Annotated in this window: 11 protein-coding genes and 1 pseudogene; 6 read left to right on the forward strand and 6 right to left on the reverse strand. The window is 68.3% G+C overall.

Annotated features, from left to right (window positions below; genetic code table 11):
• On the reverse strand, positions 1-754 hold a 754-nt coding region (locus H7965_RS12565; RefSeq protein WP_186770933.1), incomplete at its 3' end, for an IS5 family transposase.
• A 373-nt stretch (positions 755-1127) separates the two neighbouring features.
• On the opposite strand from H7965_RS12565, the gene H7965_RS12570 reads away from it, so the two are divergent.
• Positions 1128-1952 (forward strand): class I SAM-dependent methyltransferase, encoded by an 825-nt coding sequence (locus H7965_RS12570; protein WP_186770934.1) that lies wholly within the window; start codon positions 1128-1130, stop codon positions 1950-1952.
• Positions 1953-1996: 44 nt separating this feature from the next.
• On the opposite strand, the pseudogene H7965_RS12575 reads toward H7965_RS12570, so the two are convergent.
• Positions 1997-2206: pseudogene (locus tag H7965_RS12575) on the reverse strand (transposase); the annotation flags it as partial.
• Here H7965_RS12575 and H7965_RS30350 point away from each other — a divergent pair.
• Complete coding sequence (locus tag H7965_RS30350; protein ID WP_222440585.1) at positions 2192-2710, forward strand: hypothetical protein; 519 nt, start codon at positions 2192-2194, stop codon at positions 2708-2710. The pseudogene H7965_RS12575 and the gene H7965_RS30350 overlap by 15 nt on opposite strands.
• 1334 nt (positions 2711-4044) lie before the next feature.
• Here the strand turns inward: H7965_RS30350 and H7965_RS30355 are convergent.
• Together H7965_RS30355 and H7965_RS12590 are read right to left on the reverse strand one after the other, a co-directional pair.
• The gene (locus H7965_RS30355) at positions 4045-4254 is read right to left on the reverse strand and encodes a hypothetical protein (RefSeq protein WP_222440586.1); all 210 of its coding nucleotides are present in this window, start codon (positions 4252-4254) and stop codon (positions 4045-4047) included.
• A gap of 819 nt (positions 4255-5073) precedes the next feature.
• Positions 5074-6021 carry an aldolase/citrate lyase family protein gene (locus tag H7965_RS12590; protein WP_186770935.1) on the reverse strand — a complete coding sequence of 316 codons (948 nt, stop codon included), beginning with the start codon at positions 6019-6021 and terminating at the stop codon, positions 5074-5076.
• 135 nt (positions 6022-6156) lie between these two features.
• Between H7965_RS12590 and H7965_RS12595 the strand changes: the two genes are divergently transcribed.
• Positions 6157-6618: a nitroreductase family deazaflavin-dependent oxidoreductase gene (locus H7965_RS12595; RefSeq protein ID WP_186770936.1), complete on the forward strand. Its 462-nt coding sequence runs from the start codon at positions 6157-6159 to the stop codon at positions 6616-6618.
• A gap of 200 nt (positions 6619-6818) precedes the next feature.
• On the opposite strand, the gene H7965_RS12600 is transcribed toward H7965_RS12595, so the two are convergent.
• The gene (locus H7965_RS12600) at positions 6819-7814 is read right to left on the reverse strand and encodes a Bug family tripartite tricarboxylate transporter substrate binding protein (protein WP_186770937.1); all 996 of its coding nucleotides are present in this window, start codon (positions 7812-7814) and stop codon (positions 6819-6821) included.
• Between the two features lie 528 nt (positions 7815-8342).
• Positions 8343-9608 (reverse strand): family 1 glycosylhydrolase, encoded by a 1266-nt coding sequence (locus H7965_RS12605; protein ID WP_186770938.1) that lies wholly within the window; start codon positions 9606-9608, stop codon positions 8343-8345.
• 133 nt (positions 9609-9741) lie between these two features.
• Here H7965_RS12605 and H7965_RS12610 point away from each other — a divergent pair, with 133 nt between their 5' ends.
• The 3 genes from H7965_RS12610 to H7965_RS12620 all read left to right on the forward strand — a co-directional run bounded on the left by H7965_RS12610 (position 9742) and on the right by H7965_RS12620 (position 12282).
• Entirely contained in the window at positions 9742-10146 is a 405-nt protein-coding gene (locus tag H7965_RS12610) for an AtzH-like domain-containing protein (protein ID WP_186770939.1), read from the forward strand.
• A complete protein-coding gene (locus tag H7965_RS12615) occupies positions 10143-11423 on the forward strand; it encodes an NAD(P)/FAD-dependent oxidoreductase (protein WP_186770940.1) in 1281 nt (426 codons plus the stop codon). The genes H7965_RS12610 and H7965_RS12615 overlap by 4 nt, the downstream gene beginning before the upstream one ends.
• Before the next feature lie 97 nt (positions 11424-11520).
• Positions 11521-12282 carry a cold-shock protein gene (locus tag H7965_RS12620; protein WP_186770941.1) on the forward strand — a complete coding sequence of 254 codons (762 nt, stop codon included), beginning with the start codon at positions 11521-11523 and terminating at the stop codon, positions 12280-12282.
• The last annotated feature ends 93 nt before the right edge of the window (positions 12283-12375 follow it).

Below are 12375 nucleotides of genomic sequence, written 5' to 3' on the forward strand. Positions count from 1 at the left end.
GGGCGATGAGCCCGAGTGGCCCGGCGACGGCAGCCTGGATGGCCGCATTGTGCGCGATCTTGCGGCCGATGTCGCGGACCAGGCGCCCCAACCAGGTGCGGAGGTGTCGGACCTGCCGCTCGGCCTGACGGCGGCGGCCAGCGTGGATCAGCTTGGCGGCCTCGCGCCTCGCCCGCTTCGCCACCCGCAGATAGGACTGGCGCAGCCGGACCCCATGCCGCCGGGCCAGGCGCACCAGGGTCTCGATGCCGCGCTGCAGCAGCTTGCTGTCGGTCGGGTGCGTCACCGCCTTGGGCTGAACGGTGGTGTCGATGCTCACCCGCCGCAGGTGCTTCTCCTGGACCGCGCCGCCGCGCTGCGCGGCAGCCAGGCTCTCAGCCAGCAGCAGCTCCAGCCGCTCGGGCCCGATGCGCTGGCGCCAGCGCGTCATCGAGGAGCGGTCCAGCGGCAGGGCATGCTGGAAGAACGCCTCGCCGCAGAACAGCTGGACATAGGGGCTGTCGAGATATCGCGCACAGGTGGCTTCGTCGGACAGCCCGTCCATGTGCTTCAGCAGGTGCAGGCCGACCATGAGGCGCGTCGGCAGCCCGGGACGGCCACCGTCCGTGTAGAGCGGCCCGAACTCGGCCTCGAACCGGCCCCAGTCGATCAGCCCGGCAAGGCGCACCAGCGCATGCCGCGGGTCTACCAAGTTCTCCAGCCGAGCGCGGAAGAGGTCCTCCTGCGGTTCGGCCTTGGGCTGCTTGGGGCGCATCGGCAGGCTCCCGTCTAGGGCGCCGCCGAGCGAATCACGCTCCCTCCCGGGCCGCAACCAACATGCCAGTTTGCAAGGTTTTCGCCCCCAACCCTGGCCGATCTTGCAAATCCGGATACTTCCCAAGCACCCAAAAACCGCGGAACGCTGCCCCATTCAGCCAATTTCACGGCCGACTCCGTAGGCTCGGCCGGGGAGGTCTCCGCTCGGCGTTGACCGGGCCGGCCTCCGAGGCGCAACCTGGCACCGCCGCCGAGGTAGAGGCTGGGACCAGCCCCGCCGGAACGATCGGCCGCGCGGCTCTCTGGGGGGTGCCCGACACCGCCCGCCCGTGCCGCGCGCCCGCCCCGGCGCGAGGACAGGAGGGTGTCGCATGGACGACAACGCGGCCGGCTTCATCGGCAGCATCCCCGAGGAGTACGACCGGGGCCTCGGCCCGATAATCTTCGCCGATTACGCGGCCGACCTGGCGCGCCGCGTGGCGGCATCCCGACCGTCGCGGGTACTGGAGACGGCGGCGGGTACCGGCATCGTCACGCGGCTCCTGCGCGACCTCCTGCCCGCCGACGCGCACCTGACCGCGACCGACCTCAACTCGCCGATGCTCGCGGTGGCGCGGGGCAAGTTCCGGCCCGACGAGCTGGTCGAGTTCCGCCCCGCCGACGCCACCGCGCTGCCCTTCCCGGACGGCGCCTTCGACGCGGTAGCATGCCAGTTCGGGGTGATGTTCTTCCCCGACAAGGCGGCCTCCTTCCGTGAGGCGCGCCGCGTGCTGGCCCCGGGTGGGCGGTACCTGTTCAGCGTCTGGGACGCGCACGCGCACAATCCCTTCGGGCGAATCGTGCACGAGGTGGCGGGCTCCTTCTTCCCCTCCGACCCGCCGGGCTTCCATGCGGTGCCGTTCAGCTACCATCGCATCGACCCGGTAAAGGAGGCACTGGAGGGGACGGGCTTCGGCGGGATCAGGGTGGACGTCGTACGGCTGGAGAAGGAGATCCCGAGCACCGCGGCCTTCGCGCGCGGGCTCGTCCTCGGCAACCCGCTGGTCGAGCAGATCAGGGCGCGCGGCGGCGACCCGGATCGCGTGGTCGAGGCGGTGGTCGAGGCGCTGCGGCGGGAATTCGGACCCGACCCGGGGCGGATGCTGCTCCAGGCGATCGTCTTCGAAGCCGGGCGCGGCCCAGGGGCCGGAGGCTGACGCGGAGCGAACTCCCGGCTCGCCGGCGGCGCTCGCTCATCGGCTCTGAGCCAGTCCATTGTCGCCGCCATGCAGAGCACGCCGAGGAAGGGGCGGGCGGTCTTTTCGTAGCGGGTCGCGACGGCGCGCCATTCCTTCAGCCGTGCCCAGAGGGTCTCGACGAGGCGGCGGTTGGCGTAGATCCAATCCGGGCTGACGACCAGCGGATCGGTGCGCTTGAGCCTCACCATGTTGGGCCGATGTCGCGCACCAGCCTACGCAGCACTGCCAACCTGCCTCCGCCTTTTGACCGCCGTGTGCCCCGCCCCAGCCGTGGTGACGGCTGGAACGCGCTGGCCGACATCGAGGTCTTCGTCTACGCAATCGAGGCTGAGTTGGAGGCCATGGATCGCAAGCGGACCGGCGTGCACCGCCGCGGCCGCAAGCCGGACCTCACGCTGCGCCGGCGGCTGATCGGGCTGATTTGGACCCTGACCTTCGGCGGCCTGAAGTGGCGCGTCGCCGGCTGGCTCTCGGGTGTTCCATTCACCACCCTGCACAGCACTTTCGCGCGCTGGACCCGCCTGGGGCTGTGGCGCCGGCTGGGCCAAGATCTCGCGCTCGACGGGCGGCTGGCCTGCGGCGACGAGGTGCTGCCCTCGGCGGTGGTGGCCGACAGCCGCTCCCTGCGGTCAACGCCTCCTGCACACCAAAGGCCAAAATCAGGCCTGTTTCGCAGGGGTCTCCAGAGGAAAACCACCGGTTGTGCGTCAGCGTGAGCGTGAGCAGACCTGTTGTGTCTCGTTAGCAATGCTTGATGCCGCGGATGTGGTCCCAGGGGCTTGCCATACCTATGTCAAATGCCCGCCATGATCCGGCGGGACAATGCAGACAGTTGAGACTTTGCCTGGGAGCACGGCTATGCGGATGTTGAAGGCAGCATTTGCTCTGGGCGGCGCGCTGGGCCTGGTGCTTGCGGCCGCTCCCGCCAAGGCGCACTGGGATCGTTGGGGGTGGGGGCCACCGGTCTACGGTTATGCCCCGCCGCCACCCCCGGCCTACTATGTACCGCCTCCGCGGGTAATCTATGGCCCACCACCTTTGGTGTACGTGCCGCCGCCTGTGGTCTACGCCCCGCCGCCGGCGTTCTATCCGCCGCCACTGCCCCCGCCTGTCTACAGGCCGGGCTTCAGCATCGGCTTCAGCTTCCGCTGAGGCGCTCGAAGTGGCCAAGTGCTACCGCATACCACCGGGTCTAACGGGCAACTCCCGAAAGGGCAGATTGCGAGCAATGTGGGGCTGAATGCGGGGTGGATGATTATGCTGCGCCAGAAGCAGGTATTTCTGTGCATGTTGGGCTGACATCCCCTCCGCCAGTTCCCATGCGACCCGTGCTCTCCGCCTGACCGAGCGGCACGTTGATCGGCAGATTTCCCAGGGTTTTCGGGGCTGACCTGTTGACTGGCTTGGCGCGAAGACGCTCAAGAGGCGCTCTCCGGAGGCCCATTCTCTCCGAACCTGTTGACCCGTCTGATTCAGGGCGCCCGAAAACTTTGAGGTTTAACAAGAACTTGCGGCAGGTCGAGCAGAGGGCAGTTCGTGTTTCCACTCGGCATCCGAGTAATCAGGATGACCAACTCCGCGCCTCACGCTAACGGCAAGGCCGCGATCAGTGCAAGGGTCGGTCTGCTCCAAGCCCGTCTGCCATGTCCGCGGGCCCCGATAAATCAAGTTCGCCCGTCACTACCAGGATCCAGCCCTCCACATGGCCCACAGCCAATTCAGGCGCGGACAGCTTGGGCTGAAGGAACCCGCCGCGGGTCCCGTTGCGGTCTGCCATCGCAAGCCAAACAGCGATGCTGAAGGAGTCATGCTGAATCGCCGGTCCGCTCTGCCCGAGCGAAGCCGCAGCTCCAGAGGACGGGATAGACTTCGGTGATCGCAGACCTGCCGGGCGGGAGCTGCCACCCGTCGAACGGCCAGAAATGCACGCGCCACCCGAGGTGCTGGCGCAGAAAGCGGAGCCATGGGATGCTGGGATGCGTGGATTTGGCCACCGAGCCCTGCACGTCGAAATGGAGCACGGACTTTGCGCTGCCGGCCCGCAACTCCGTCATTCGCCGCCATCGCGCACCCCCATCCGCGCGGCGCCGTTTCCAGCGCCGCCATCGCGGACGAAATTGATATAGGTGTGATCCTCATCGGTCAGCCAGTGCCGCTGGAAGTCGTCGAGGAAGCTCGGCCAGTTCAGCGGGAGGCCGTGCGCCTCGAAGTAGCGCATCGGGAAGGAGAAACCGTGGCCGATGCCGACCAGCGTCGGCACATCCTCGGCCAGGCGCTCAACGAGCCATTCCGCAATGCCGCGCCGGGTCCAGTATTTGCGGGGGGGGGCTCGGCGCCGGTAGGACTTCCACCGGCGCGGCGTTGCCTCGGCCAGATAGACGGCGCAGCCCCTTCAGGCTGGAGGTCGGGATCTCGGCACCGGAGTAGTCGATGCCGATGGTTCGCCGGAAAGCACACATGCTCTGGTCGTGCCGATCACGCTGACCTAGCGCCGCCGGCCTTCCTCCTCTGTAGTCGGGCGGTCCGGGATCGCAGATGAAGCTCGTTATGGTTCGTCTTTAATTCGTTCCACGGCCTCTTCAATCGCAAACAACGGCACCAGGAACCATTCGCGTGGGATCACCGATGCGCCGGACAGCCTGTGGGGCGTGACCTGGAGGGCGCCCAACATGGCTGCCAGCCATGCCCGGCTGGAGGCGACGGGGGTGCCGGTCTCTCCCTGCGGGTAGGGCGCAAGCCGGGCACTCGGCTCTTCACCATCCGTGACGATGCAGCCGGAGTGCCTACTGCCTTCATCGGGGCTTAAAGCTCCTTGCGGAACCGCTTCGCGGTTTTGCCGGGGAGGGGGGGCGATAATCCCTCCCGATCGGTGCTGCGGCTCGCCTTCCACGGCGCAGCCACGGAAGGACACCAGCAACTGCCCGGATCTGGTAGGCCCTGATCAAGCAAACTCCGATCAGGTGGAACCGCCAGACCGGAGTAATCCGCTCGTCCAAACAGAAGGCTGGGGTGGCTTCCATGAGCAAAGGCGAATGAAAGCCGCTGCGGCAAGGGGCCAATTCTCGCCTGCCGCCGAGTGTCAGACCGGCATCGCGCGGCGCTGATGCAGCCGCCCAGCGCGTGCGGTGTCCTCCCGTCCGCCGGCGATCACGCGCACGCCTTCGTCGATGCGGGCAGCGACATTCTCCGGCGTACAGGATTCCAGGAAGGCGACTCTGTTCTTCCGGCAGGCGGCGAGGACGCGGTCGCGTGCCTCCTGCATCTCCGGCGGATAGGGGGAAAGTGACAGGCGGGTGCGGCCGAGGAGCGAAAGCCCGAGGTCGCCCGGCCCCATTTCCGCGAAGCCGATCCCAGGTACCGCCAGGATCTCCTCGCAGCGCGCCACGCCCTCCGGGCTTTCGATCTTCACCCCGAGCAGCAACTCGCCTTCGGGGTTGAGCGGCCAGGGCTCGCAGCGGCGAAAATATGCCTCCTCGTCGATGCCCCAGACCGGCGCGGCCGAACGCTCCGAGCCACGCCCGCGGGTGCCGGGGCCGAGCAGCCCCCGCGCCGGCCTGGCGGGCGCTGCTCCGCGCATCCGCGCGATGGTTGAGGGCAGCGACGGATCCATCCCGAGCGTGTGGTGCGGGTAGCGGCAGGACTCGACGAAGGCGCGCACCGCATCGGCGGCCTCGGCCTGGCACAGCAGCACGCCATGAACGCCGCGGCCGAGGATCTGGCGGAACTGCCAGGCGTTGTGGCGGAGGTGCGCTTCATCGATGCCATTCACCGGCGCTTCGACGATCACGGCCGGCGTGCGGTGGCCGGACCGGGTCGGCCCGCCATCGGCCAGGCCGCGCATGTACGAGGCCAAGCCGGCCATGTCGAAGGCGCCATGCTCCATGCCGATGTTGATGTAGTCCGCCCAGCTCCGCGCATCCTCGCGCCCCTGTGCATCGTCCAGGATGTGGCCGGTATGATGGCCGGTGTAGTAAATTGCCTGGTCCTGACTCAGCAATTCGATCGCCCTGTTGATCCGGCTTGCCATGGATTCTCCTCCCGCACCGGGTGTCCGCGGCACATCATTCGCCCGAACGGGACCGGGCCGTGCTCGCGTGGCACAGCCCACCATACCCGGCCTGTTTCGTGATATGCTTTCATTGGCTGAATGGGAGACGCAACGATGACCGAGGCAAAGCTCGCTCCGAACCTTCCAGAATGGATGGTGGAGCACGCGAACCGCTACCTCTCCAGCGGCGGCACGGACGGCCATATGTACAAGATAAGCCAGCCAGACCGGCCGGAGATGACGGTGCCGTCGCTGCTGTTGACGACGACCGGCCGGAAGTCCGGAGAGAAGTTCATATTCCCGCTGTTCTACGGCAAGGACGGGGACAGCTACATCATCGTCGCGTCGAAGGGTGGTGCGCCTGAGCACCCGGGCTGGTACCGGAACATCCTTGCCAACGCCGATGTCGAGGTTCAGGTCGGCACCTTGAAGACGAAGGCGCGGGCCAGGACCGCAACCGGCGCGGAGCGCGCCCGGCTCTGGGAAAAGGCGCTGGAATTCTGGCCCCCCTACGCCGACTACCAGCGCAAGACCGAACGCGAGATCCCGGTGGTCGTGCTCGATCCCGTGCGATAGAGCGGATCGCGAAGAGGCGCGATCGCCTTGGAGTGTGAATCCTCTCTACAAACAACCGGCTGCAGCGGGGCATGGCCGCAATCGGCCGTGCCTCTTGCAATGCTGTCCGGCTCCTGGTCACTGGCCGGATGGCGCAGCACGACCTGCAAATGCAGAATGGCGGCGGTGCTATCTGTCGTGCCGCCGTGGCGCAATGAGGGTCAGTCCACCGTCACATTGGCCTTCCGGATGACCTCGGCCCAGCGCGTGATCTCGCGATCAATATAGGCCTGGAACTGCGCTGGCGTGTCGCCGACGGGCTCGGCGCCCTGTTCCTCGATCTTCGCGCGCACCGCGGGATCACGTACGATCGCCTGGATCTCGGTTGCCAGCTGCTCGATCACCAGAGGCGGCATGCTGGCCGGCGCCTGGATACCGAACCAAGCCACCGCATCCACGGTCGGGAACCCTGCCTCCCGTGTCGTTGGCACGTCCGGCAGGGCTGGACTCCGCCGTTCACTGGTCACCGCCAGCGCGCGAAGCCGGCCATCGCGGATATGGCCGAGCGAGGACGGTAGATTATCGACGGCGATGTCGACCCGGCCGGCTATCACATCGATCAGCATGGGGCCGGAGCCGCGGAACGGCACATGGATCATGTCGATGCCGGTCGCCTGCCTCAGCAACTCGCCCGTCAGGTGCAGGCTGCTGCCATTGCCTGAACTGCCGATGGTCAAGCCGTCCCGCCGGCGCCTGGCCAATGCCACCACCTCCTGCAAGGTCTTCGCCTCGAGCCGCGGCGTCGAGATGAAGACGTTCGGCACCACCGCCATGTTCGAGACCGCCACCAGATCCGTTGCCTTGTAAGGCATGGTGCTGCGGTAGAGCCCGTAGTTGATGGCGGCAGTCCCGATCGTGGTCATGAGGATGGTGTGGCCGTCGGTCGACTTGGCCACGACATCGGCGCCAATGTTGCCGCCCGCGCCCCCCCGATTCTCGACCACCACAGGCTGGCCGAGCCTTGCGCCCAGCGGATCGGCCAGGATGCGGGCCAGGAGGTCGGTCGTGCCGCCCGCCGGAAAAGGCACGATGAAGCGCACCGGCCGGCTCGGCCAGGCCGCGGCACCCTGGGCGAGCGCAACGCCACTTCCTGTTGCGGCGGCGGCCCCCAGGGCAACGGCACCCAGCAAGGCATGGCGGCGTGACAGGGCATCCATGGCGTGTTCCCGCTTCCGATAGACCGCCGACGCTGCCGCTGATGAACGGATGCTCGGCCAGGGTCGAGCGGTTGAGGGCGCAGGAAGTTCCAGCTACGGCGCTGGCAAGCGGGCCGTCCAGCCGTCATGGCCGGGATCGGTGCTGCACCTGTCGCACCGTTGGCATGACCACCAGGCCTGATCCGTTCCGCAAGCCCGGTGAATTGCCAGGCCAGGGCGAGGCGCAACGCTTTTGGCGGAACCGTTCAATGCTCGCTTCTGCACGGTGGCTGCCTTCAGCGGCAGCTGGCGGCGACCGTGGAGTTGCCCGTGGAGACGCCGTGGCCTCGCCGGATGGCGGAGCGGGTCGGCCACGGCCATGTCGTGTCGGTGACCCCGGCGTTATCGCGGCTTAGGGCCCAGCGGGCCGGGTGGACGCCCGCAGCGCGAGCGTCGACCCGGTGGCGGGGGCAGGGGGCCTCATCCGCATCTTGGCGGCAGTCGCAGTCCGGGCGGGACGAGCACGGAGGGGTGCCTGGGCAGCCGAGCCTACTGCGCCGTGACCGGCAGCCGGAGGCAATGCCCCTGCTGCGCCAGCACCGGCTGCCAGGTGGCGATCAGCCGCTGATAGGCCTTGCCCACCGTGCGGATGTTGCGGTCCAGGTCGAACAGCCCACGCGGGTTCACCCGGCCGTTGCGCTCGCGCAGCGCGCTGTCCCAGTCGATCTGGTCGGTCAGCGAATACCAGGTGAAGCCCAGCACCGGCACGCCGTCCTGCCGCAGCCGCATCAGCCCTGACCACTGCTTCCAGAGCCAGCGCTCGCTCTCATCGCCGCGCGGGCCCTCGTCCATGTTGGTCTCGGTGTGCATGACCGGCAGGCCGTAGCGGGCGTGGTAGTCGCGGGTGACGGTGTCATAGCCGAACACCTCTCCGGCCCAGCGGCTGTGGCCGTCGGCGCCGATCAGGTGCTCGTTGGTGACATACCAGTCATTGCCCATGACGCAATGGCGCTTCAGATCCTGCCGCAGGAAGAAATGGTACTCCTCCCGCGTCATGCCGTTGTCCATGAGGTATTCGTACATGGAGGAGCAGACGCGCCGGCCGTAATTCAGGTCGAGGGTCAGGAAGCGCTCGGCGTTGCGGTGCTCGGCATGCGGCAGGGAGAGCGGGCATTCCGGGTGGAAATGCTCGGTCGATTCCGATTGGATGAAGATGGCGTCGGGCCGGATGCGCAGGATCGCCTGCATCGCCAGCACATTGGCGCGGACGATGTTCTTGATGGCGGTGATGTAGCTGCGGTCGTCGTGCCGCTGCTCGTTCCACCAGCCGTATTTCGCGCTGAAGACGGCGGTGATGAACATCTCGTTCACCGGGGTGTAGAGTTGCACCCATGGGAAGCGGGCGGCGAAGGCGCCGGCGTAGTCGGCGAAGAGCTGAGGGAAATCCGGGTTCTGGAAATCGCCGATGAAATCGGGCACGCCGAAATGGCAGAGATCGACCACCGGCAGGATGCCGAGGCGCCGGATCTCGGCGAAGCTTTCATCAGCGAAGGACCAGTCGTGCACGCCAGGGGCGCGCAGCGTGGTGTGCAGTTGCGGGCCATAGCGCAGCACGCCGCAGCCGATCGCCTTCACCAGGGCGAGATCCTCCCGCCAGCGGTCGTAATGACCGCATTCGGCCATCTGGTCGCGGCGGAACCGGCCCCCCTCGATCCGCGGGGCGCTGTTCTCGATTCCGGTAGCGAAGAGGAACCCCTCGGCAGCCAAGTTGTGTAGGGCGAAAGGCGCGGCGGAGGGGGTAAGGGCGTCCAGCATCTGCGTCGGTCCAACGAAAGCGTGATGGAGAACGTATTCAGTATTTCGTGATCGTCAACGTGAACTCGGTGTCATTTTTGCGGTCGGCCCGGCAACGCGGCATTCTTGTCACGCTCCCGACCGGAGGCTTCCCATGGACATCGACGACCCCGCTGTGATCGCCGAAGCGCGTGCCGTTTTCGACCGTTACGAAGCAGCCATCGCGGCCAACGACTCCGCTGTCCTGGACGATAGCTTCTGGGCAGACCCCCGCACCGTGCGCTTCGGCACCACGGAGATCCTCTACGGGATAGAGGCGATCCGCGGCTTCCGCGCCTCGGTGGCGCGCTACGCGCCGCGGGCGACCCGCAAGGTGCACATCACCACCTTCGGGCGGGATTTCGCCTGCACCCATCTGGAGTACCAGCGCACCGACAGCGGGCTGATCGGGCGGGAGACAAAGATCATGGTCCGGCTGCCGGAGGTCGGCTGGAAGGTGGTCTCGGCGCATGTCTCGCTGCTGGCGCCGAGCGACCCTGGCAGGGTGCAGAAGGCGTGAGTGCCTCGGATGCCCCTGGCCTCCACACCGTCGTCATCGGCGCCGGCGTCGTCGGCGCCTGCACGGCGCTGGAACTGCTGAAGGCCGGCCACCGGGTCACCATCCTCGAGCCCGGCCCGCCCGGCGGCGAGCAGGCCGCCAGCTATGGCAATGGCTGCTGGCTCAGCCCGATGTCGGTGATCCCGCCGGCCGTCCCTGGCCTGTGGAAGAAGGTGCCGGGGTTCATCGCCGACCCGCTCGGGCCGCTGGCGATCCGCTGGTCCTACCTGCCGCGGGTGCTGCCCTGGCTGGCGCGGTACCTCGCCTCCGGCTGGACCGAGGCGCGGGTGCTGCGCACCGCCCGGGCGTTGCGGGCGCTGCTGGAGGACGCCCCGGCGCTGCATGCGTCCCTGGCCGGGGAGGCCGGCGTCGGCGCCCTGATCGAGCGGCGCGGGCTGATGTACATCTATCCCTCCCGCGCCGAATTCGAAACCGAGGCGATGGCCTGGCGCATCCGCCGCCAGGTCGGCATCGACTGGATCGAGCTTTCGGCCGATGAACTCCGCCAGCGCGAGCCCGCGCTGGACCGGCGCTATGGCTTCGCCGCGCTGGTGGAGGAGGGCGGCCACTGCCGCGATCCCGGCGCCTATGTCGCGGCGCTTGTGGCGTTGGCCGAAATGCAGGGCGCCAGGCGCGTCACCGCCCGCGCCTCCGGCTTCCGCATCGAGGCCGGGCGGCTGCGCGCGGTGCGGACCGAGACGGGCGAGATCGCCGCCGACCGCGCCGTCATCGCGGCAGGGGCGCATTCCCGGGTGCTGGCGGCGGCGGCCGGCGACCGCGTGCCGCTTGAGACCGAGCGCGGCTACCACGCGATGATCGAGGGGGCCGAGATCGGGCCACGCACGCCGATGATGCCCTCGGACGGCAAGATGTCCATCACCTGGACCAACCGCGGCCTGCGCTGCGCCGGGCAGGTGGAGATCGCGGGCCTGGAGGCGATGCCGAACTGGCGGCGGGCGGAAATCCTGCGCGACCACCTCCTGCGCAGTTTCCCAGGCCTGCCGCGTGACCTACCGGCGGAGCGGGTGCGGTTCTGGATGGGCCATCGGCCGAGCATGCCGGACGGGCTGCCCTGCCTCGGCCCGGCGAGCGCCACTGCGGATATCGTGCACGCCTTCGGGCATGGCCATGTCGGGCTGGTGGCGGCGCCGCGCTCCGCCCGGGTCGTCGCGCAATTCCTGGCGGAGGTTGCACCGGAGATTGATACCAAACCGTATGATGCGCGCCGATTCCACTGATTTAGCACTCGCCTTGCGACAAGCAGGGTGCCAAACTAAGGTGTAGTGGCCCACCATCCCGTCGGGTCGCGCGACACTGGTACGGATTATTCAGCAAGTGCCTTCCGACATCGATCCGCAGGGCGGAACCGGGCCCATAGAGGCCCAGGTGAAGTGGTACAATGCCCGCAAGGGATTCGGCTTTGTGCTGGGTCCGGACGGACAGGACGTGTTCTTCCACGCCTCGGCGCTGACCGAAGCGGGAATCGAGCCGCCCGAAACCGGCGACACGCTGGTCTGCGAGATCGGCTCGGACCGCCAGGGCAGGCGTCTTGTCACCCGCATCACCGAACGCAAGCTGGGCGATGGCGGCGGCGCGCGGCCGCCACGGCGCGACTTCGGTGGCGCGCCGGGTGGCTTCGGCGACCGCCCGCCGCGGCGCGACTTCGGTGGCGGTGGCTTCGGCGACCGTCCGCCGCGGCGCGACTTCGGCGGCGGTGGCTTCGGCGACCGCCCGCCGCGGCGTGACTTCGGCGGCCCTCCGGGAGGAGGCTTCGGTGCGCCGCGGCGCGACTTCGGCGGCCCCCCGGGGGGCGGCGGCTTCGGTGGCCCGCGGCCGGCCTTCGGCGACCGTCCGCCGCGGCGTGACTTCGGCGACCGTGATGCGGGTGGCCCGACCTATGGGCTGACCGGCACGGTGAAGTGGTTCGACCAGGTGCGCGGCTTCGGCTTCGTCACCCCGGATGATGGCGGCCAGGACGTCTTCCTGCATTCCTCCGTGCTGCAGCGCGCCGGCCGGCAGGATGTGCAGCAGGGCGAGAAGGTCGACCTCGACGTGCGTGACGGGCAGCGTGGCCGCCAGGCCGTAAACCTGAAATAGGCTGCGGCGACCGGCGACGGTTTGCGGGGGCTCCGGCCGATGGCCGGGGCCCCTTTGTACTTCAGGCTTTCTTCACCGCCCGTGGTGCAGGCT

Source organism: Siccirubricoccus deserti, assembly GCF_014283215.1.
GTDB classification, from domain to species: Bacteria; Pseudomonadota; Alphaproteobacteria; order Acetobacterales; family Acetobacteraceae; genus Siccirubricoccus; species Siccirubricoccus deserti.

What these genes read in the sequence shown, in the direction of transcription:
- H7965_RS12570 (WP_186770934.1), top strand. Translation starts at nt 1,128, where the DNA reads ATGGACGACAACGCGGCCGGCTTCATCGGCAGCATCCCCGAGGAGTAC.
- H7965_RS30350 (WP_222440585.1), top strand. Translation starts at nt 2,192, where the DNA reads ATGTCGCGCACCAGCCTACGCAGCACTGCCAACCTGCCTCCGCCTTTT.
- H7965_RS12590 (WP_186770935.1), bottom strand. Translation starts at nt 6,021, where the DNA reads ATGGCAAGCCGGATCAACAGGGCGATCGAATTGCTGAGTCAGGACCAG.
- H7965_RS12595 (WP_186770936.1), top strand. Translation starts at nt 6,157, where the DNA reads ATGACCGAGGCAAAGCTCGCTCCGAACCTTCCAGAATGGATGGTGGAG.
- H7965_RS12600 (WP_186770937.1), bottom strand. Translation starts at nt 7,814, where the DNA reads ATGGATGCCCTGTCACGCCGCCATGCCTTGCTGGGTGCCGTTGCCCTG.
- H7965_RS12605 (WP_186770938.1), bottom strand. Translation starts at nt 9,608, where the DNA reads ATGCTGGACGCCCTTACCCCCTCCGCCGCGCCTTTCGCCCTACACAAC.
- H7965_RS12610 (WP_186770939.1), top strand. Translation starts at nt 9,742, where the DNA reads ATGGACATCGACGACCCCGCTGTGATCGCCGAAGCGCGTGCCGTTTTC.